This window comes from Pseudomonas sp. Q1 (assembly GCF_009935975.1).
GTDB classification, from domain to species: Bacteria; Pseudomonadota; Gammaproteobacteria; order Pseudomonadales; family Pseudomonadaceae; genus Aquipseudomonas; species Aquipseudomonas palleroniana.
In genome coordinates, this window is the sequence record NZ_QODI01000005.1 from 74872 (window position 1) to 94667 (window position 19796).

20 protein-coding genes are annotated in these 19796 nt (G+C 60.9%); 8 read left to right on the plus strand and 12 right to left on the minus strand.

The features are described 5' to 3' along the window. Positions 1–47 precede the first annotated feature (47 nt). The gene (locus tag DK870_RS09475; RefSeq protein ID WP_161548508.1) at positions 48–479 is read right to left on the minus strand and encodes an OsmC family protein; all 432 of its coding nucleotides are present in this window, start codon (positions 477–479) and stop codon (positions 48–50) included. Positions 480–694: 215 nt separating this feature from the next. On the opposite strand from DK870_RS09475, the gene DK870_RS09480 reads away from it, so the two are divergent. After that, positions 695–1696, plus strand: coding sequence for an LLM class flavin-dependent oxidoreductase (locus DK870_RS09480; RefSeq protein ID WP_021491416.1), 1002 nt, complete (start codon positions 695–697; stop codon positions 1694–1696). Between the two features lie 59 nt (positions 1697–1755). Here the strand turns inward: DK870_RS09480 and DK870_RS09485 are convergent, their stop codons facing one another. Both DK870_RS09485 and DK870_RS09490 read right to left on the minus strand, forming a co-directional pair. Further along, entirely contained in the window at positions 1756–1980 is a 225-nt protein-coding gene (locus DK870_RS09485; protein ID WP_060756530.1) for a DUF1161 domain-containing protein, read from the minus strand. A gap of 115 nt (positions 1981–2095) precedes the next feature. Then, on the minus strand, positions 2096–2311 hold the full coding sequence (locus DK870_RS09490; protein WP_005783406.1) for a dodecin: 216 nt from the start codon (positions 2309–2311) through the stop codon (positions 2096–2098). Positions 2312–2465: 154 nt separating this feature from the next. Here DK870_RS09490 and DK870_RS09495 point away from each other — a divergent pair, with 154 nt between their 5' ends. Beyond that, complete coding sequence (locus tag DK870_RS09495) at positions 2466–2792, plus strand: YqjD family protein (protein ID WP_003233664.1); 327 nt, start codon at positions 2466–2468, stop codon at positions 2790–2792. Positions 2793–2800: 8 nt separating this feature from the next. Here DK870_RS09495 and DK870_RS09500 read toward each other — a convergent pair whose 3' ends face one another. Next, complete coding sequence (locus tag DK870_RS09500) at positions 2801–3697, minus strand: LysR family transcriptional regulator (protein ID WP_104995097.1); 897 nt, start codon at positions 3695–3697, stop codon at positions 2801–2803. Positions 3698–3807: 110 nt separating this feature from the next. Here DK870_RS09500 and trpB point away from each other — a divergent pair, with 110 nt between their 5' ends. The 3 genes from trpB (at position 3808) to DK870_RS09515 (ending at position 7856) form a co-directional block, all read left to right on the plus strand. Then, positions 3808–5049, plus strand: coding sequence for a tryptophan synthase subunit beta (trpB, locus tag DK870_RS09505; RefSeq protein ID WP_161548509.1), 1242 nt, complete (start codon positions 3808–3810; stop codon positions 5047–5049). Next, positions 5049–5858 (plus strand): tryptophan synthase subunit alpha, encoded by an 810-nt coding sequence (gene trpA / locus DK870_RS09510; protein ID WP_161548510.1) that lies wholly within the window; start codon positions 5049–5051, stop codon positions 5856–5858. The genes trpB and trpA overlap by 1 nt, the downstream gene beginning before the upstream one ends. 339 nt (positions 5859–6197) lie before the next feature. Next, complete coding sequence (locus DK870_RS09515) at positions 6198–7856, plus strand: BBE domain-containing protein (protein ID WP_161548511.1); 1659 nt, start codon at positions 6198–6200, stop codon at positions 7854–7856. Between the two features lie 40 nt (positions 7857–7896). Here the strand turns inward: DK870_RS09515 and DK870_RS09520 are convergent, their stop codons facing one another. The 6 genes from DK870_RS09520 to DK870_RS09545 form a co-directional block, all read right to left on the minus strand. Further along, positions 7897–9201, minus strand: coding sequence for an MFS transporter (locus DK870_RS09520; RefSeq protein WP_161548512.1), 1305 nt, complete (start codon positions 9199–9201; stop codon positions 7897–7899). A 162-nt stretch (positions 9202–9363) separates the two neighbouring features. Then, a complete protein-coding gene (dgoD, locus tag DK870_RS09525) occupies positions 9364–10512 on the minus strand; it encodes a galactonate dehydratase (protein ID WP_161548513.1) in 1149 nt (382 codons plus the stop codon). Between the two features lie 48 nt (positions 10513–10560). Beyond that, a complete protein-coding gene (locus tag DK870_RS09530; RefSeq protein WP_161548514.1) occupies positions 10561–11181 on the minus strand; it encodes a 2-dehydro-3-deoxy-6-phosphogalactonate aldolase in 621 nt (206 codons plus the stop codon). Between the two features lies 1 nt (position 11182). Further along, positions 11183–12142, minus strand: a complete 960-nt coding sequence (locus DK870_RS09535) for a 2-dehydro-3-deoxygalactonokinase (protein WP_161548515.1) — start codon at positions 12140–12142, stop codon at positions 11183–11185. A gap of 174 nt (positions 12143–12316) precedes the next feature. Further along, positions 12317–12643, minus strand: a complete 327-nt coding sequence (locus DK870_RS09540; protein ID WP_060756682.1) for a DOPA 4,5-dioxygenase family protein — start codon at positions 12641–12643, stop codon at positions 12317–12319. A 30-nt stretch (positions 12644–12673) separates the two neighbouring features. After that, positions 12674–13624 (minus strand): LysR family transcriptional regulator, encoded by a 951-nt coding sequence (locus DK870_RS09545; RefSeq protein ID WP_161548516.1) that lies wholly within the window; start codon positions 13622–13624, stop codon positions 12674–12676. A 103-nt stretch (positions 13625–13727) separates the two neighbouring features. Here DK870_RS09545 and betC point away from each other — a divergent pair, with 103 nt between their 5' ends. From betC to DK870_RS09560, 3 genes are all read left to right on the plus strand, one after another. After that, complete coding sequence (betC, locus tag DK870_RS09550) at positions 13728–15242, plus strand: choline-sulfatase (RefSeq protein ID WP_161548517.1); 1515 nt, start codon at positions 13728–13730, stop codon at positions 15240–15242. Positions 15243–15260: 18 nt separating this feature from the next. Next, positions 15261–16175 (plus strand): choline ABC transporter substrate-binding protein, encoded by a 915-nt coding sequence (gene choX / locus DK870_RS09555; protein ID WP_060756541.1) that lies wholly within the window; start codon positions 15261–15263, stop codon positions 16173–16175. Positions 16176–16287: 112 nt separating this feature from the next. After that, positions 16288–17856, plus strand: a complete 1569-nt coding sequence (locus DK870_RS09560; protein ID WP_161548518.1) for a SulP family inorganic anion transporter — start codon at positions 16288–16290, stop codon at positions 17854–17856. Positions 17857–17984: 128 nt separating this feature from the next. Here the strand turns inward: DK870_RS09560 and aroE are convergent, their stop codons facing one another. Continuing rightward, on the minus strand, positions 17985–18803 hold the full coding sequence (gene aroE, locus DK870_RS09565; protein ID WP_161548519.1) for a shikimate dehydrogenase: 819 nt from the start codon (positions 18801–18803) through the stop codon (positions 17985–17987). Further along, positions 18803–19735, minus strand: coding sequence for an oxygen-dependent coproporphyrinogen oxidase (hemF, locus tag DK870_RS09570; protein WP_060756544.1), 933 nt, complete (start codon positions 19733–19735; stop codon positions 18803–18805). The genes aroE and hemF overlap by 1 nt, the downstream gene beginning before the upstream one ends. Positions 19736–19796: the final 61 nt, after the last annotated feature.

The following is a 19796-nucleotide window of genomic DNA, read 5'->3' on the forward strand; positions in this document are numbered from 1 at the left end:
GGAAGGGGCGTTGCGGCTTGGCCCCTTCCACATTGGATGTGGCTGAATCAGTTGATGAGCGTGGCATCCAGGCTGATTTTCGCATTCAGCACCTTGGATACCGGGCAACCTTCCTTGGCCTTTTTGCTCAGCTCATCGAACTGCGCCTGGCTCGCGCCCGGGATCTTGGCTTTCAAAATCAAATGCACGGCGGTAATCGCAAAACCACCGTCCACTTGGTCCAGGGTGACCTCCGCCTGGGTGTCGATGCTGTCAGCCTTGAGACCTGCATCACCAAGAATCATGGAGAACGCCATGGAGAAACAGCCGGCATGGGCAGCGCCAATCAACTCTTCAGGGTTGGTGCCTTTGCCGCCCTCGAAACGTGCCTTGAAGCCGTAGGGCGCTTCGCGCAACACGCCGGTTTCGGTCGAAATGGACCCCAGGCCTGTCTTCAGATCGCCTTCCCAATGAGCCGATGCTTTTTTCTTGATACTCATAGCTATCTCCTCGAACGGTGGTTTTGCGTCAGTAGGGTTCTGAGGATAGAAGCTTTTGCAAAGTTCACTTTGTCGGAAAAACCTAGTGCGCCAGTAGGAAATTTATGATCACCTATTGAATCTCGGGTATATGCCCTCATTGCATGAACATGCACAGAAGCGGCAGGTTTTGGTTCATCTATTTAAGCCTGCGCACCCAATGGAGAAGCTGGCTTATGAAATCGCTGTCCGACGTGAAGTTCTCGACCCTCGACCTCGTACCTGTACGGGCCAATGGCAGTCCGGCCCAGTCATTGCGCAATTCCCTGGACCTGGCCCAGCACGTAGAAAAATTCGGCTACAACCGTTTCTGGGTGGCTGAGCACCACAACATGGATGGCATCGCCAGCTCGGCCACCTCAGTGCTGTTGGGCTACTTGGCCGGTGGCACCTCGACCATCCGTGTCGGTTCCGGCGGCGTGATGCTGCCCAACCACGCGCCGCTGGTGATCGCCGAGCAGTTCGGTACCCTGGAAAGCCTCTACCCCGGCCGTATCGACCTGGGCCTGGGCCGCGCCCCCGGTTCCGACCAGATGACCGCCCGCGCCCTGCGTCGGGAGCGTTCCGGCAGCGCTGACGACTTCCCGGAAGACGTGGCCGAACTGATGGCCTACCTCGGCCCACGCACGCCTGACCAACGGGTGATCGCCGTGCCGGGCACGGGCACCAACGTACCGGTGTGGCTGCTCGGCTCGAGCCTGTTCAGCGCGCAGCTGGCGGGAGAGCGCGGATTGCCCTACGCCTTCGCCTCGCACTTCGCACCGCGCCTGATGCATGAGGCTATTCGCGTCTACCGCAATCACTTCAAGCCTTCAGCCGTGTTGGATAAGCCCTACGTGATGCTCGGCATTCCGTTGGTAGCGGCCGATACCGACGAACAGGCCGATTACCTGGCCACCTCGGTGTACCAGCGCATCCTCGCACTGATGCGCGGGCAGAGCCTGGTGCAGCGCCCACCGGTGAAAACCATGGATGGCCTGTGGCTGCCGCATGAGAAGGACGCGGTTGGCAGCTTCCTCGGCCTGGCGATGGTGGGCAGCCCGGCGAAAATCCGCGCCAAACTGGAAGTGTTGATCGAGCAGACCGGCGCCGATGAGCTGATCTTTACGTGCGACCTGTACGAACACGCTGATCGCATTCATTCCTACGAGTTATTGGCGCAGTTGATGAAAGGCTGAAGCCCAGGCGAAAAAAAACCGACGCACTCGCGTCGGTTTTTTATGTCTGGAACACGGAATCAACCGCGCTTGTAGACAATTTCCTTGGTGCCGGCTTCGCAGCTGCCGATCACTTTGCCATCGGCGGCAGCGCCTTTAGCGACCACATCCAGCGAGTAATGCTGAACGCCTTTCGCATCGAGCTTGGCCGCGAGTTCGCTTTTCAGCTCTTCACAAGGCTTGCCAGCTGCCATTGCTGTGCCGGCAATGCTCAACAAACTTACCGCTAACAGAAACTTCTTCATCCGTTACTTTCCTTGCGCTGATCGAAAAGAGCGTGCCGACGCACGTTGCATCGGCACCCTAAGGTTGTAGCGCAGGTTATGGCAATCGGCCAGTCAGCAAGTTCAACCGGCGAGATCAACTACTGGCAATTCGGAACCCCACCTTGAGCGTGACCTGGAAGTGCGCGGCCTTGCCGTCCTTGATGTGACCACGGGTTTCAGTCACTTCAAACCATTCCAGATGCTTGATGCTCTTGTTGGCCTCGGCCAGGGCGTTGTTGATGGCGTCTTCGATGCTGGTGGTCGAGGAGCCGACCAGTTCGACTTTCTTGTAGGTGTGATGATCAGACATGGCGTTTCTCCTGAGGGCTTTAGTCAGCGTAGCAGTCAATGTTGGTAATGCTTCTGGCGACTGCTCGTAGGTAAAAGTTCAGATTTACTGCACTTTCTCAAACCGCCGCAGTCGGTATCTACACACGTCACTCAATCACTTCAGGAGAGTCCAAATGGCCAACACTTCTCTACGCAAAGCCTCGCTGGAAAGCATGGAAGCGGAGATTTCCAGCCTGCTCAAATCCCTTGAGAGCCTCAAGGATGATGCATCCGATGAGTCACGCAAAACCCTGAAGGCCCTGAAAAGCAATGCCGAGAATGCCCTCAAGCACTCTCGTCACCTGATCAGCGACGCCTACGAAGAAAGCAAAGTAAAACTGCGTGAAACCGGTGTTGCTACCCGCGACTACGCACAAGAACATCCATGGACCACCGCCGGCGTCGCCGTTGGCGCGCTGGGCCTGCTGGCCGCTTACCTGCTGTGCAAACGCGGCGACTGATTAACCGGCTATCCCGGCTCGCGCAACAGCTCAGCCTTGAGCCACTGCGCCAGCTGCCGAGCGCGCCCGTCCGCGGCGCGCTTGGGTAGCCACAACGCCAAGTGCGCCGGGGTTTCACTGAACCCCCACGGCGCCACCAGGCGCCCCGCACGCAGGTCCTCTGCCACCAGTGGCTGTGGCGCAATCGCCACCCCAAGCCCGGCTACCGCCGCCTCCAGCAAATAATACAAATGCTCGAAACCCTGGCCGTGTTTCAAAGCGCCGGGATCGATGCCGTGGTGCCGCGCCCAACTGGGCCAGGCTTGCGGGCGTGAAGTGGTGTGCAACAGCGCCTGGCCGCACAAGGCTTTTGGCGCAGCCTCCCGCAATTGTTCGAAACCGGCGAAACGCGGGCTCATGACCGGCCCGATACGCTCGCTGGCCAACTCGTACACTTGCATATCCGCCGGCCACGGCGGTTCGGCGAAGACCAGCAGCGCATCCAAGCCTGGCCGGCGCGGGTCAAGGTCGCCTTCACCCGCCGACAGATGCAGACGCAAATCCGGCAGGTCGGCATTCAAACGGCCCAGACGCGGGATAAACCAGCGCGCCAGCAAACTCCCCGACAAACCGAGTACAAAGGGTGCATCCGCGCTGCTTTGAGTGAGCTGCGCGCACACATCCCGCAAGCGCTCGAAGGCCTCGGCACTGGCATCTCGCAGCCGGATGCCCGCATCTGTGAGTTTAAGGCCCCGGCCTTCCTTGCTGAAAAGGCTGGTACCCAAGTGTTCCTCCAGCACTTTCAGCTGGCGGCTGACCGCGCCATGCGTGACATGCAGCTGCTCGGCAGCCAGGCTGACGCTGTTGAGGCGAGCTGTGGCTTCAAAAGCACGCAGGGCGTTAAGGGGCGGGAGGTCTCGGCTCATCTGTGAGTTTTCCTGACAGGTTGCGGCGATCTTATCGGTTTTCAGCGTAGCGTGTGAGGGGGTAGAGTGGCCCTCATTGTTTCTACACCCATTTTTTCCTGGAGCGTCCCATGACTCAGTCCCAGACCGATCTCCGCAACGGCCCAGACGCCAACGGCCTGTTCGGCGCGTTCGGCGGCCGTTATGTCGCTGAAACCCTGATGCCGCTGATCCTCGACGTGGCCCGTGAATACGAAGCGGCCAAGATCGATCCGGCGTTCAATGAAGAACTGGCCTACTTCCAACGCGACTACGTCGGGCGTCCAAGCCCGCTGTATTTCGCCGAGCGCCTGACCGAGTTCTGCGGCGGCGCCAAGATCTACCTCAAGCGCGAAGAGCTGAACCACACCGGCGCGCACAAGATCAACAACTGCATCGGCCAGATCCTGCTGGCACGACGCATGGGCAAAAAACGCATCATTGCCGAGACCGGCGCAGGCATGCACGGCGTGGCCACTGCCACCGTGGCCGCGCGTTTCGGCCTGCAATGCGTGATCTACATGGGCACCACCGACATCGAGCGCCAGCAGGCCAACGTGTTCCGCATGAAGCTGTTGGGTGCCGAAGTGATCCCGGTGGTCGCCGGCACCGGCACCCTCAAGGACGCGATGAACGAAGCCCTGCGTGACTGGGTGACCAACGTCGACAGCACCTTCTACCTGATCGGCACCGTGGCCGGCCCACACCCTTACCCCGCGATGGTGCGCGATTTCCAGGCCGTGATCGGCAAGGAAACCCGCGACCAGTTGCAAGCCCAGGAAGGCCGTCTGCCGGACAGCCTGGTGGCGTGCATCGGCGGTGGCTCCAATGCCATGGGCCTGTTCCATCCGTTCCTGGACGACAAGAGCGTGCAAATCATCGGCGTTGAAGCGGCCGGGCACGGCATCGAAACCGGCAAGCATGCCGCCAGCCTCAACGGCGGCGTACCGGGCGTGCTGCACGGCAACCGTACCTTCCTGCTGCAGGACGACGACGGTCAGATCATCGACGCCCACTCGATTTCCGCCGGCCTCGACTACCCCGGTATCGGCCCTGAACACGCGTGGTTGCACGATATCGGCCGCGTGCAATACACCTCGGTCACCGACGATGAAGCCTTGGATGCGTTCCACAAGTGCTGCCGCCTGGAAGGGATTATTCCTGCCCTGGAAAGCGCCCACGCCTTGGCTGAAGTGTTCAAACGCGCGCCGACCCTGCCGAAGGATCACTTGATGGTGGTCAACCTTTCAGGCCGTGGCGATAAAGACATGCAAACCGTGATGTTCCACATGGAACACTCTCAACAAGAGCAGTCCAAGCAGGAGAAACACTGATGAGCCGCCTGCAAAGCCGCTTCGCGCAACTGAAAGAACAGAACCGCGCCGCCCTGGTCACTTTCGTCACCGCCGGTGACCCGGGCTATGACACTTCGCTGGCGATCCTCAAAGGCTTGCCTGCCGCCGGTGCCGACGTGATCGAGCTGGGCATGCCCTTCACCGACCCGATGGCCGACGGCCCGGCTATTCAGCTGGCCAACATCCGCGCCCTGACCGCCAAGCAGAACCTGGCGAAAACCCTGCAGATGGTTCGTGAATTCCGCAAAGACAATCACGATACGCCGCTGGTGTTGATGGGCTACTTCAACCCGATCCACAAGTACGGTGTGCCGCAGTTCATCGCCGACGCCAAGGCAGCCGGGGTTGATGGCCTCATCGTGGTCGACATGCCGCCTGAGCATAACGCTGAGCTGTGCGACCCGGCCCAGGCTGCTGGTATCGACTTTATCCGCCTGACCACACCCACCACCGATGATGCGCGCCTGCCAACCGTACTCAATGGCAGCTCCGGTTTCGTGTATTACGTATCGGTGGCCGGCGTGACCGGCGCCGGTGCCGCCACCCTGGAGCACGTCGAAGAGGCCGTGACCCGCCTGCGTCGGCATACCGAACTGCCGATCAGCATCGGCTTCGGTATCCGCACGCCGGAACAGGCAGCGGCCATCGCACGCCTGGCGGACGGTGTGGTAGTGGGTTCGGCCCTGATCGATCACATCGCCACGGCCAAGAATGATCAGCAAGCAATCGATGGCGTTTTGAGCCTGTGCGCGGCGCTGTCGGAAGGTGTGCGTAACGCCCGTCAGTAAAGACTCTGTGGCGGTAGGATACGCATGGATCAAACCAGCGGATCAGTACCTCAGGTGACAAGACCAAGGGATTTCGAACCGCGTTCGAAATCCCTTTTTTATTCGTGCAGGACTCAGTTTCGCAGCCGAGGGGGTGCTGATCGCGATGGGGCACGGGCATCGTCGACGACCCGCTGGCCTGAGTTCTTCAGCTAGGCTTGAGAGGGTGACATTCCGTTACCCCCTCAACGCACTTCATGCCTATTGCCGTCTAACCGCCTCGCAAGCCATGTATTACTTGCCCTCCTGGTCGTTAAGTTAGCCGCATCAGAAGTCAGTCTTGGCTCCCAGGAGTACATCATGGCATTTGATCTCATCACCGCTTCAGACCGCCGCCATTCCACGCTGCAGAAAGGTTTCAACCTGCGCTGGCCGTTGGGCAACGTTCAGGGCCAGTCCTCGCCCAATGGGGCCGACCGCATCTACATCTGCCATAGCCCGCAAGGCATCATCGACGCCGCTGCTCAAGCCCTGGCCCAACCCAACGGGCGCATCACCGTGCGCAGCGGCGGCCATTGCTACGAAGGTTTCGTCGCCAACAAGATGCCTGACAGCCCCGATGAAATGCTGTCTATTCTGGACATCAGCCCGATGAACCAAGTGATCTACGATGCCAACGGCCAAATCGGTTCCGCGTTAATACCGACCCAGCCTGAGCGCTACAGCGTTCGCCTGGACGCCGGTAGCCAGAACTGGGACGTCTACGTCGCGCTCTACAAGCTGGCCAACAAGACCTTGCCTGGCGGCTCGTGTTACTCGGTCGGGCTGGGCGGGCATATTTGCGGAGGCGGTTACGGCTTGTTGTCGCGCAAGAATGGCCTGGTGTGCGACTGGCTGCACGGCGTCGACATGCTGGTCGCCAATTCCCTCGGCAGCGGGCTGGTGCCGGTGCATGTATCCCGCGACAGCACCGACCCCGACGAGCTCAGCCTGTTCGCCGCCTGCTGTGGGGCGGGGGGCGGGCAATTCGGCATCATCACCAGCTATTACTTCAAGGCATTGCCGGACGCCCCCAAAGAGGTGCTGTGGCTGGTACTGGAATGGGATTGGTCGGTGCTGACCAAAGCCGCACTCGACAGCCTGTTGACGGCCTACCAATCCTGGTTCACCAACAATCAAGGCAACACCGACACCTGGGGCCTGGCGACCAAACTCGAGATGCGCCACCGGCACACCGGCAATGTGACCTTGGGCATTCACTATGTGGACAAAAATGGGGAGCTGAACGACCGCGCTCCCTTCGACGATTTTGTCAGCAAAATGCTGGCTGCCATTGGCTTGCCTGCAACCGAATCCCTGGTTCCCTTTCATGTGACCCATCTGCCTCGGGGCGGCGCTACCGGGCGTGTCATCAACTCACTGGCAGCCGCCCGGGCAGTCGCGCAGCGCCTGGATTGGCTGGCATGCCAGCAAACCTTGAATGGTTCGGGGGATAACCAGCGGGGGCGCTACAAGTCAGCCTACCAAAAGGGCGTATTCACCCCTCAGGTACTGCAGGCTATCTGGGACACGCTGACGCTGGATGACCCCGATAACCACTTGACCCAAAGCCTGATCCAGATCCAGTCCTTTGGTGGTCGCATCAATCAACCGGACCCGGCAGTACGCCGGGAAACCTCAGCAGCACAGCGCTCTTCCTACTTGAAGTGGCAACCGCAATGTTATTGGCGCGATGCCGGCCAGGCTTCGGACCAGGCACACGCACGCTGGATCCAGGGGCTGTTTTTCAAGGCTTTCGCCAATGATCAGGGGGTGCCGGTGAATGCCGAGTTCGAAGGTTGCTACATCAACTACCCCGACCTCGACATGACGCACCTTGGCGGTGATCCGACCCATGCCAGGAACCCCCAGTGGTACAAGATTTTCTTTCCCGACCTCATTATTGAAAGCCGCCTGCGACGCACCAAACAGCGCTGGGACCCGCTGAATGTATTTCGTAACGAGATGTCGGTGCCGTAACTCATTCCACCGCAAAGGGCGACCTCAAGGTCGCCCTGTCCTACAACTCGATCCGCTCAACCTTACCCACCAGCAACACATAAGAAAGCGCCCCAAGCAATGCCAGCACCGCAATGTAGGTAATCGCCGGCGCAAATGAGTCACCACTGGCCAGGAAGCCAATCACGATCGGCGTGGCGATCGCCGACAGGTTGCCGATGAAGTTGAACACCCCGCCGGTCAAGCCCAGCAGGCGCGCCGGTGCCAGGGTCGAGACCAGCGACCAGGTGATCGACGCCAGGCCATTGCCGAAGAACGCCACCGCCAGGAAGGCGATGACCCACGCGGTGGAGTCGACATAGTTGGCCCCGATGATCGCCGTGGAAATCAACAGCCCGCCAATGATCGGCAACTTGCGCGCAAAACCCACTGACGCGCCCCGGCGAATCAGCCAGTCGGAAAAAATCCCGGAGCACAGTACGCCGACGAAGGCCGCGAGGAAGGGCAACGACGCCAGCAGACCGGACTTGATGAAGTCCATGCCGCGATATTTCACCAGGTAGGTCGGGAACCAGGTCAGGAAGAACCACAGCGTCGAGTTCAGGCAGAACTGCCCCAGGTAGATCCCCCAGAGTTTGCGCTTGCTCAGCACGATGCCCAGGTCGGCCCAACTGAACGGCGCCTTGACGGTTTTCGCCTGCATGTCCACCAGGCCGCCGCCCTCACGGATCAACGCGATTTCAGCCGCATTGGCGCCTTTGAAATCCTTCGGCTCGCGGTACACCGCATACCAGATCACCGCCCAGAGAATGCCCACGCCCCCCGTGACGACAAACACCATGTGCCAGCCGAAGGCGTGTTGCAGCCAGGCCAGTATCGGCGTGAGAAACGCCAGCCCGACAAATTGCCCGGAGGTGTAGACGCCAATGGCGGTCGCCCGCTCACGCTCGGGAAACCAGGTCGTGACCACACGGCTGTTGATCGGATAAGCCGGCGCTTCCAGCGCACCCACCGCCATGCGCAGCACGAACAGCGCGATGAAGCTTGCGGCAAAGCCCAGCATGACAGTGGCGATGGACCACAACAGCAACGCAGCCGTATACAGAATTCGCGGCGGCACCCGGTCCACCAGCCAACCGCCGGGAATCTGCATGGCGGCGTAGGTCCAGCCGAAGGCGGAGAAGATCAGCCCGACATGCACCGGGTCGATACCCAGCTCACTGGTCAGCGCCGGGGCGGCAATCGACAGGTTGCTGCGGTCGAGGTAGTTGATCACCACGGTGATGAACAACAACAGCATGATGAAGAAACGCTTTCTGCTGGGCGTGACTAAAGAAGCCTGTCCAGTAAAGGATTCAGGGTGCATGGGGTGCCTCTTTTTATGTTTGTTGAGGTCTGGCCTGACGGCCTGAAGAAACCGAATCAACTGTGGGAGGGGGCTTGCTCCCGATGGCGGCGCATCAGATTCAGATGTGCTGACTGACTCACCGCCATCGGGAGCAAGCCCCCACCCACATTTAGCTGGAAGTCACCACTCGGCAAAGCTGCCGTCGGCATGGCGCCAGATCGGATTGCGCCAGCGATGGCCGATAGCCGCGCGTTCGACCACATATTCCTCGTTGATCTCGATACCCAGGCCTGGCCCGTTGGGGATCTTCACGAAGCCCTGGTCATAGTCGAACACGCCCGGGTCGCGCACGTAGTCGAGCAGGTCATTGCTCTCGTTGTAGTGAATGCCCAGGCTTTGCTCCTGGATAAACGCGTTGTAGCACGCAGCGTCCAGTTGCAGGCACGCCGCCAGGGCAATCGGGCCCAGCGGGCAGTGCAGGGCAAGGGCCACGTCGTAGGCTTCGGCCATGTTGGCGATCTTGCGGGTTTCGGTGATGCCTCCGGCGTGGGACGCATCCGGCTGGATGATGTCGACATAGCCTTCGCTGAGCACACGCTTGAAGTCCCAGCGCGAGAACAGGCGCTCGCCCAGCGCGATCGGGGTGCTGGTCAGCGGTGCCAGTTCCTTGAGCGCTTCGTAGTTTTCACTGAGCACCGGCTCTTCGATAAACATCAGTTTGTACGGGTCGAGTTCCTTCATCAGCACCTTGGCCATGGGCTTGTGCACGCGGCCATGGAAGTCGACGCCAATGCCCACGTTAGGGCCGACCGCATCCCGCACAGCAGCAACGTTGGCCAAGGCCAGGTCGACTTTTTCGAAGCTGTCGACGAACTGCAACTCCTCGGTGCCGTTCATTTTCACTGCGGTAAAGCCACGCGCCACCGCCTCTTTCGCGGCACGGGCGGTATCGGCCGGGCGGTCGCCGCCGATCCATGAATACACGCGGATCTTGTCGCGCACCTGGCCACCGAGCAGGTCGCTGACGGACACGCCGAGGGCCTTGCCCTTGATGTCCCACAACGCCTGGTCGATACCGGCCAGCGCACTCATGTGCACCGCGCCGCCACGGTAGAAACCGCCGCGATAGAGCACGGTCCAGATGTCTTCGATATTGCGCGGGTCTTTTCCGATCAGGTAGTCGGACAGTTCTTCGACGGCCGCCGCCACGGTATGGGCGCGGCCTTCAACCACAGGCTCGCCCCAGCCGGTCACGCCTTGGTCGGTTTCGACCTTGAGGAAGCACCAGCGCGGCGGAACGATGTAGGTCGTCAGTTTGGTGATTTTCATCTGTTATCTCTCTTATAGATGCAGCGCCCGTGGGCGCGGAACTTGGAGTCAGCTCAGGCTGTTCCAGGCGGCGACATACGCCTGGGCGCGGCTCGCGACCTGATCCACCGTCATACCCGGCTTGAACAACCCGGAACCCAGGCCGAACCCTTTGGCGCCGGCATCGATGAACACCTGCATGTTGTCCGGGGTAATGCCGCCCACCGGCAGCAGCAACGTGCCCGTCGGCAAGACCGCCAGCCACGCCTTGATCACCGACGGGCCCATTTGCTCGGCCGGGAACAGCTTCAACACGTCGGCGCCTTCGGCCAGGGCGGCAAATGCTTCGGTCGGCGTGGCCACACCGGGCGACAGGAACAGGCCCGTCGCTTTCGCTGCGCGCAAGACCTTGGCATCGCTGTGGGGCATCACGATGACCTGGCCACCGGCGGCTTTCACTTGCTCGACCTGCTCCGGGGTCAACACCGTGCCCGCGCCGATCAGGCAATCGGCAGGCAGGCCATCGCGCAGCGTGCGGATGCTGGTGTAGGGGTCGGGCGAATTCAGCGGCACTTCGATGACACGAAACCCCGCCTGGTACAGCACCTGGCCGATCGCCAGGGCTTCGTCCGGTCGTACGCCACGCAGGATTGCGATCAAACCGTTGCGGGCGAGCGCTTGCTTGAGCATGTCAGGTCTCCAATGCAGGTTGAGTGAGCCCGGCGGCCACCGCCAGTTGCCACAGGCCACGCTCGGTGGCTTCCTGCGCCAGGCTGACGTGATCGAAGCCGCACAGGGCGAGGGCGCGTTGGTAGCAGGCGCAGAGGGCGGCGGCGCCGACCAGGATGATGGGTTGGTGTTTGGCGCCGACCGGCAGGCCGGCCAGTTCATGACCGATGAGCAAGCCGGACAGGTAGTCAGGCTGTTGTTCAGGCGACAATTCGCCGGTCAGCCCGAGCGTGCGCGCACTGAACAACGTCGACAGCACACCGCGTTGGCCATCTTTGGAGAGCGCCACCTGCACGCCCCGATCAAAAGCGTCGGCCTGGAAGTATTCGGATATTTGCTGGGTACGCCCAAGCAGGCTGTGTTTGCTCAACACCGCGAACAGCTCGCCGGTCATGAAGGTGTCGAAGTGGGTGATACGCCCCTCGACCACCTCGACCCATTTGGAATGGCTGCCGGGCAGGCCGATCAAAACATCGGCGCCTAGACCCTGCAGCACGCCCAGTACCTGGGTTTCTTCGCCACGCATCACATTGGGCAGACCGACCTGCTCAATCACGCCGGGGACGATATGCACGTCGATTCCACGCAAGCTGCGTACCCGATGCAGAGCATTGCCGAGGCTGGCAACGTCCACTGGCGTATTGCGATAGGCCGCCTCGCTCCAGCCCTGGGCGCTGCCGACCATGCCGCAAGCGATCACGGGCAGGTCGGGCCGGGCATCGAGCCAGTCACCACACGCCGCATCGAATGCCAATTCAAAACCATCACGGCAGTACACACCCGCGATATCCCGGGGCTCGCTGGGCAAATGCATGATGCCCCACGCCAGCGAGCGCTGCTCCAGCACCACGCCTGCGGGGCCGAGTTTATAAGCACGAAGGGAACTGGTGCCCCAATCGAGCGCGATCAATTGCGCCTGCATCGCTTCACCTGAATGAGTGGTGATGAAAAAAGCTGATGGGCGAATATAAACCTATGCTTGCGCACATCTCAATATATAAATATCAATCCCATATAGTGAGACAAGACGAGATAAATCCTACTCCGTTTGCGCTTTTTGCGGGGAGTGGAACAAGACGTTATCTGATAGGGGAAGTTAAAAAGCCGACAAGTCCAGTTCGCGCATCGCCCCCATCCAGATCGCATAGTCGGTGTGATCCTTCAGGTCATCGCCGGTTTCGGGGTGCAGGAACACCACCAGACCCTCGCGGTGCAAGGCCAACCACGGCAGCACCACACCGATGTACTCCGGCTCGAAAGCCAATTGGCAGCTCCAGTCCGGGTGCGGGCCCACCGGCCGTTCGTGCACTCGACCCATGCGTAACGGGAACAGCTTGGCCGCGTCTTCGCACAAGGTGCGCGCCTGCTCGATCGTACTGGCGTCGAAGTAGATATGGGCGTGATAGCCCTTGATACGTTGCATGATGAAATCCGCGTCCACTGTGCGCCGATCCTAGACCGCAATCGACGGCAGGGCCAGCCCGGTCAGGGACTGCGCGCTGCTGGCCTGCTCCGTCAGCAGCCAATCGACAAAGCGCTCGATCAACTGCCCCCGGCGTTTGCGCTGGGGCTGCACGACGTAATAACCGAAACGCGAGATCACCGTGTCGCTGATCGGCCGGCACAGCCAGTTCTGCTGCAATAGGTTATCCACCAAGTGGCGCCAGCCGATGGCTACACCCTGACCGGCAATGGCCGCCTGGATCAGCAGTGTGTAGTTGTCGAAACGCAACTGGCCGGGCGTGGGTGCCGTGGTGATCCCTAACTCGCGAAACACACCGCTCCAGTCGAACCACTGGCTGTTGTTCTCCTGACGCAGGTGCAGCAGGGGAAAATCCTGCAAATTCGCCAGGGTCAGCGCTGTGGTCTGCTCCTTGAGCCACTGCGGGCTACACACCGGGAACACTTCTTCGTTGAACAGCCACAAGCTGTCGCCCTGCTTGAAACGCCCGTCGCCGAACAACACCGCCACATCGATATCACTGCGCAAGGTGGCGTGGTTACGTTCGCTGGTGACCAGGCTGACATCGACCTGCGGGTTGGCCTGGTGGAAGCGGTGCAGGCGCGGCATCAGCCAGTAAGCGGCGAATGCGAAGTCGGTGGCCACTTGCAGCACTTCATGCTGGCCCTGCTGGGTGATCGCGCTCAGACCTTGGTTGATGGCCTGCAAGCCACCCTGGGCATGCTCGAACAGCAGGGCACCCGCGTCGGTCAATTCGATGCCACGGTAGATGCGATCAAACAGGCGAATCGACAGCTGTTCTTCGAGCCGCTTGATCTGCTGGCTGATGGCCGGTTGAGTGGTGCCCAACTCCATGGCGGCCGCCGTGAAGCTGCGATGTCGCGCCGCCGCTTCGAACACGCGCAACAGGTCGAGGGATAGATCACCGAGGGCTTCATACATTAGCTGTACTTATCCTAGACATTGTATTTCATGGGCTTTACCCAATTTTTCATGGGCTGCATGCTCATTCGCATAAACACCGCCTATGGAATGCCGAAGCCCCATGAAGCGCAAGAACATTCTTTTCATCATGGCCGATCAAATGGCCGCGCCACTGTTGCCGTTCTACGCACCGTCCCCGATCAAGCTGCCGAACCTGAGCCGCCTTGCCGCACAGGGTGTGGTGTTCGACGCCGCCTATTGCAACAGCCCGCTGTGTGCACCGTCGCGCTTCACCTTGGTCAGCGGCCAATTGCCGAGCAAGATCGGCGCCTACGACAATGCGGCGGATTTCCCCGCCGATGTACCGACGTATGCCCACTACCTGCGCCGCCTCGGCTACCGCACCGCGCTGTCGGGCAAGATGCATTTCTGTGGCCCCGACCAGTTGCATGGCTACGAAGAGCGCTTGACCAGCGACATCTACCCCGCCGACTACGGCTGGGCGGTGAACTGGGATGAGCCGGACGTGCGCCCCAGCTGGTACCACAACATGTCCTCGGTACTGCAAGCCGGTCCGTGTGTGCGCACCAACCAGCTCGACTTCGACGAAGAGGTGGTGTTCAAAGCCCAGCAATATCTGTACGACCATATCCGTGAGGACGGCGATCAGCCGTTCTGCCTGACGGTATCGATGACTCACCCGCACGACCCGTACACCATTCCCAAGCCGTTCTGGGAGCTGTACGACGATAGCCAAATCCCTTTGCCGACGACCCCGCCCCAGGCCGATCTCGACCCGCACTCCCAACGCCTGCTCAAAGTCTATGACCTGTGGGACAAGCCGCTGCCTGTGGATAAGATCCGCGATGCGCGGCGTGCTTATTTCGGTGCTTGCAGCTATATCGACAGCAATGTCGGCAAGCTCTTGCAGACCCTGGAAGACACCGGCCTGGCCGAGGATACGATCATCATCTTCTCCGGCGACCACGGCGACATGCTCGGCGAGCGCGGCCTCTGGTACAAAATGCATTGGTTTGAAATGGCCGCCCGCGTACCGTTGCTGGTCTGGGCACCGGGGCAATTCGCCGCCGGCCGCGTGGCCCACGCCGTGTCCACCGCCGACCTGCTGCCGACCCTGGTGGAGCTGGCCGGCGGCGAGCTGGACCCACGCCTGCCGCTGGACGGCCGCTCGCTGGTGCCGCATTTGCAAGGGCAGGGCGGGCACGACGAAGTGTTCGGCGAATACATGGCCGAAGGCACCATCAGCCCGCTGATGATGATCCGCCGTGGCGCCTACAAATTCATCTACAGCGAAGACGACCCTTGTCTGCTGTTCGATGTGCACAACGACCCGCACGAGCGGGAGAACCTCAGCCAGTCGCCGGAGCACCGCTCACGGTTCGAGACGTTCTTGAGCGAGGCGCGCGCCAAATGGGACATCCCGGCGATCCACCAACAGGTACTCGCCAGCCAACGCCGCCGTCGTCTGGTGTTTGAAGCCCTGACCCAGGGCAAGCTGAAGAGCTGGGATCACCAGCCACTGGTAGACGCCAGTCAGCAATACATGCGCAACCATATCGACCTCGACGACCTGGAGCGCAAGGCACGTTATCCACAACCCTGCCAAAACCAATAAAGACACAGAGGGAAGGCCATGCAAAAGCTAACGGTAGTACTGGGTATCCTGGCGCTCGCCAGCGCCAATGTATACGCAGACGCCAGTTGTGAAACGGTGAAAATGGCTGATCCCGGCTGGAGCGATATCGCCGCCACCAATGCCATCACCGGTTTTCTACTGACAGGCATGGGCTACAAACCCAAGGTCGACACCCTGGCGGTGCCGATCACGTTTGGCGGGCTCAAGGATGGCCAGGTGGATGTGTTCCTGGGCAACTGGATGCCGGCACAACAGGGCTTCTATGACAAATTCGTGGCCAATGGCGATGTGGTGCAACTGGCGAAAAACCTCGACGGCACCGAGTTCACCCTCGCGGTACCGGACTACGTGTGGGACGCCGGCGTGCATGACTTCAACGACCTGAACAAGTTTGCCGACAAGTTCGACAAGAAGATCTACGGCATCGGCTCCGGCGCGCCGGCGAATATCTCGTTGCAGGAGATCATCAAGAAGAACGACTTTGATCTGGGCCAATGGAAGCTGATCGAGTCCAGCGAACAGGCGATGCTCGCCGAGGTGTCACGCTCGGTCAAAAAACAGAAATTCGTCACCTTCCTCGGCTGGACGCCGCACCCGATGAACGTGCAATTGAAAATGCACTACCTCAAGGGCGGCGAGAAGTATTTTGGTGACACTGGCAGCGTGTATACCTTGACCCGCAAGGGTTACGCACAGGCGTGCCCGAATGTCGGGAAGCTGCTGACCAACCTGAGTTTCACCCAGGAGATGGAGAACAGCATCATGGCCGAGGTCGCCAACAACAAGGTCAGCAATGCCGATGCGGCGAAGGCGTGGATCAAGGCGAATCCAGCGGTGTTGGACAAGTGGCTCGACGGGGTGAAGACCACGGATGGCCAGGAGGCCCTGCCGGCTGTCAAAGCCAGGCTCTGACATCCGACGCGATCCAAGTGTGGGAGGGGCGGTGCGACGATTCGACTTGCTCCCTCCCACAGGGATCGGTGCCTGCTGATATTCTGCGCCAAACCTACAGACCGAGCCTTTCATGCCCCGGCCCAACCGCCACACACTTTTTCCCTTTCTCGCCTGGCTCCCGCGCCAAACCCGCGCCAGCGTGGGGCGAGATGCAGTCGTTGGCCTCAGCGGCGCAATCCTCGCCCTGCCACAGTCGATTGCCTACGCACTGATCGCCGGTCTCCCGCCCGAATATGGCCTGTACGCGGCAATCATCCCGGTACTGATCGCCTGTCTCTGGGGCTCCTCCTGGCACCTGATCTGCGGCCCTACGGCAGCGATTTCCATCGTGCTGTACGCCAGCATCAGCCCCTTGGCGATACCCGGATCGCAGGACTACATCACCTTGATCCTGCTGCTGACATTCCTGGCCGGCGTTTTCCAGTGGCTGCTGGGCATGCTGCGCTTCGGCGCACTGGTGAATTTCGTCTCTCATTCGGTGGTACTGGGTTTCACCCTGGGTGCCGCCGTGGTGATTGCCCTGGGCCAGTTGCCCAATCTGCTGGGCCTGGATTTGCCGAGCCAGGCCACGGCAATCAATAGCCTGCTGGCACTGATCGACCATGGCGGCGAGTGGGACCAGGCGTCACTGGCCCTGGGGCTGGGCACCTTGTTGGTGGGCGCGTTGCTCAAATACTGGGTGCCACGCTGGCCAACGCTGTTGATCGCCTTAGCCCTTGGCAGCCTGGCCGTCTGGCTGTGGCCGGCGATGTTCGGGCATGTGGCGCGGGTCAGTTCGTTTGTCGGCAAACTGCCGCCATTCAGCCCACTGCCGATGGACCTCGATCTGCTGCTGCGCCTGCTGCCCAGTGCCGTGGCGGTGGGCATGCTGGGGCTGGTGACCAGCCTGTCGATAGCCCGCTCCTTGTCGGCTCGTTCACAGCAATTGCTCGACGCCAACCAGGAAGTCCGCGCGCAGGGTTTATCCAACATTGTCGGCGGATTTTTCTCGGGCTACTTGTCAGCCGGTTCCTTTACCCGCTCCGGGCTCAGCTATGAAGCCGGCGCGTGCTCGCCGTTGGCGGGGGTGTTTTCCGCGCTGTGGGTGGCGCTGTTCGCGTTGTTCGGCGCCGCATTGATCGCCCACATCCCCATTCCGAGCATGGCCGCGAGCATTCTGTTGATTTGCTGGGGCCTGGTGGACCATCGCGGCATTCGTGCGTTGTTCCGGGTGAGCCGGGCCGAGTTTGTGGTGATGAGCCTGACCTGCGTCGCCACCTTGCTGCTGGAGCTGCAAACGGCGATTTATGCCGGGGTGCTGGCCTCGCTGTTTTTCTACCTCAAGCGCACCTCGCAACCGCGCGTCCAGCAGTGGCGTGACGGCGACGAAGATGTCCTGCGGGTAGGCGGCTCGATCTTCTTCGGCGCCAGCCATTACCTGCAAGTACGTCTGCAAAGTCTGCACGGCCAGCGGGTGGTCATCGAGGCGCAGCAGATCAACTTTATCGACTATTCCGGCGTGGAGATGCTGCACCAGGAGGCACGGCGATTGCGGGGCTTGGGACGCAGCTTGACCTTGCGCCGGGCCCGGCCGCAGGTGGTGGAAGAGTTGAAGAAACTGGAAGGGGCCGACAACTGCCCCCTCCAGTTCGAAGACTGAACGCAATTAAACATGTGGGAGGGGGCTTGCTCCCGATAGCGGTGGTTCAGCCAAGTCATTCTTGGCTGACACACTGCAATCGGGAGCAAGCCCCCTTCCACAGTAGCGGTGCCCACATCAGATTGGAGCTAGATGAGTTGGCGGCGTAGTTCAGCCAGCACCGGTGCCGAAGCCGGGCGCACACCGCGCCACAGGAAGAACGCTTCCGCCGCCTGCTCCACCAGCATGCCCAGGCCATCCATCGCCACGGCTGCACCTTGTTCAGCGGCCCAGCGACAGAACGCGGTCGGCTCCTTGGCGTACATCATGTCGTAGCAAAAGGTCTTGCCGGGTTCGATCAGGCTGCCGGCAATCGGTGGTACATCGCCTGACAGGCTGGCGGACGTGGCATTGATGATCAGGTCTACCGGCTCACGCAGCCAGTCGAAACCGCTGGCGGATACCGGGCCGAGATCGTCGAACAGCTCCGCGAGCAATTCGGCCTTTTCGACCGTACGGTTGGCGATGATCAACGAGGCCGGTTGTTCCGCCAGCAACGGCTCCAATGCCCCGCGGACTGCACCGCCGGCGCCCAGCAGCAGGACGCGCGCGCCTTTGAGCGTCAACCCGGCGTTTACCGTCAGGTCGCGCACCAAACCCGCGCCGTCGGTGTTGTCGCCCAGCAGGTTGCCGTCGGCCAACTTGCTCAAGGTGTTCACCGCACCGGCGCGTTGGGCGCGCTCGGTCAAGGTATCGGCCAGACGGTAGGCTTCTTCCTTGAACGGCACAGTGACGTTCGCACCCCGTCCTTGCACAAAGAACTCACGGGCACAGCCGGAGAAATCCTCCAGCGGTGCGAGCAAGGTGTTGTAATCCAGTTGCTCGCCGGTCTGCTCGGCAAACATACGGTGGATCAACGGCGATTTACTGTGGCCTATGGGGTTACCGAATACGACATACCGATCCATCAGACAGCCGCCTTGGGCGCAATCAGGCCAAGCCAGTCGCGGTCTTGCAGGAAGTAGTCGGTGAGCCGCGCTTCTTCACTGCCGGCTTCGGCTTTCCAGTCATAGCTCCAGCGCACTTGCGGCGGCAGCGACATCAGGATCGACTCGGTACGCCCACCCGACTGCAGGCCGAACAAGGTGCCACGGTCGTAGACGAGGTTGAATTCCACGTAGCGGCCGCGACGGAATTCCTGGAATTCGCGCTGTTGCTCGGTGTAGGGCATGGCCTTGCGGCGCTGTACGATCGGCAGGTAGGCATCGATGTAGGCATCGCCGATAGCGCGGATGAAGGCGAAGCAGGTGTCGAAGTCCCATTCGTTCAAGTCATCGAAGAACAGCCCGCCGATACCGCGCGGTTCGTTGCGATGCTTGATATGAAAATAGGTGTCGCACCAGGCTTTGTAGCGCGAGTACACCTGCGGGCCGAACGGCGCACAGGCCTGCTCGGCCACGCGATGCCAGTGGATGCAGTCTTCTTCGTTTCCATAGTAGGGCGTGAGGTCGAAGCCGCCACCGAACCACCATACCGGCTCTTCGCCGTCTTTTTCGGCAATGAAAAAGCGCACATTGGCGTGGGACGTCGGCACATGCGGGTTGTGCGGATGGATCACCAGCGACACCCCCAACGCCTCAAAGCCTCGCCCGGCCAGCTCAGGGCGATGGGCACTGGCAGAGGGTGGGAGGCCGCTGCCAAACACGTGGGAAAAGTTAACGCCGCCTTTTTCAATGACCGAACCGTCTGCAATCACACGGGTGCGACCGCCACCGCCGGCAGGCCGGGTCCAGGCGTCTTCGATAAAGCGAGTGTCCGTCTCGAAGGTTTCCAGGGCGCTGCAAATGCGGTCTTGCAGGTCGAGCAGGTAGGCTTTAACAGCCTCAGTGCGAGTAGTCATGGCATCACCTTGAATCGGGCAAAGCTACGCGAGGCCATCGGGCGTCGGCGGCAAATGGGCG

Coding starts and splice junctions, on each gene's coding strand:
- DK870_RS09520 (WP_161548512.1), bottom strand. CDS start 9,201: ATGCACCCTGAATCCTTTACTGGACAGGCTTCTTTAGTCACGCCCAGC.
- DK870_RS09515 (WP_161548511.1), top strand. CDS start 6,198: ATGGCATTTGATCTCATCACCGCTTCAGACCGCCGCCATTCCACGCTG.
- DK870_RS09475 (WP_161548508.1), bottom strand. CDS start 479: ATGAGTATCAAGAAAAAAGCATCGGCTCATTGGGAAGGCGATCTGAAG.
- dgoD (WP_161548513.1), bottom strand. CDS start 10,512: ATGAAAATCACCAAACTGACGACCTACATCGTTCCGCCGCGCTGGTGC.
- trpA (WP_161548510.1), top strand. CDS start 5,049: ATGAGCCGCCTGCAAAGCCGCTTCGCGCAACTGAAAGAACAGAACCGC.
- DK870_RS09480 (WP_021491416.1), top strand. CDS start 695: ATGAAATCGCTGTCCGACGTGAAGTTCTCGACCCTCGACCTCGTACCT.
- betC (WP_161548517.1), top strand. CDS start 13,728: ATGAAGCGCAAGAACATTCTTTTCATCATGGCCGATCAAATGGCCGCG.
- DK870_RS09490 (WP_005783406.1), bottom strand. CDS start 2,311: ATGTCTGATCATCACACCTACAAGAAAGTCGAACTGGTCGGCTCCTCG.
- DK870_RS09485 (WP_060756530.1), bottom strand. CDS start 1,980: ATGAAGAAGTTTCTGTTAGCGGTAAGTTTGTTGAGCATTGCCGGCACA.
- DK870_RS09535 (WP_161548515.1), bottom strand. CDS start 12,142: ATGCAGGCGCAATTGATCGCGCTCGATTGGGGCACCAGTTCCCTTCGT.
- DK870_RS09545 (WP_161548516.1), bottom strand. CDS start 13,624: ATGTATGAAGCCCTCGGTGATCTATCCCTCGACCTGTTGCGCGTGTTC.
- hemF (WP_060756544.1), bottom strand. CDS start 19,735: ATGACTACTCGCACTGAGGCTGTTAAAGCCTACCTGCTCGACCTGCAA.
- DK870_RS09495 (WP_003233664.1), top strand. CDS start 2,466: ATGGCCAACACTTCTCTACGCAAAGCCTCGCTGGAAAGCATGGAAGCG.
- aroE (WP_161548519.1), bottom strand. CDS start 18,803: ATGGATCGGTATGTCGTATTCGGTAACCCCATAGGCCACAGTAAATCG.
- DK870_RS09560 (WP_161548518.1), top strand. CDS start 16,288: ATGCCCCGGCCCAACCGCCACACACTTTTTCCCTTTCTCGCCTGGCTC.
- trpB (WP_161548509.1), top strand. CDS start 3,808: ATGACTCAGTCCCAGACCGATCTCCGCAACGGCCCAGACGCCAACGGC.
- DK870_RS09530 (WP_161548514.1), bottom strand. CDS start 11,181: ATGCTCAAGCAAGCGCTCGCCCGCAACGGTTTGATCGCAATCCTGCGT.
- DK870_RS09500 (WP_104995097.1), bottom strand. CDS start 3,697: ATGAGCCGAGACCTCCCGCCCCTTAACGCCCTGCGTGCTTTTGAAGCC.
- DK870_RS09540 (WP_060756682.1), bottom strand. CDS start 12,643: ATGCAACGTATCAAGGGCTATCACGCCCATATCTACTTCGACGCCAGT.
- choX (WP_060756541.1), top strand. CDS start 15,261: ATGCAAAAGCTAACGGTAGTACTGGGTATCCTGGCGCTCGCCAGCGCC.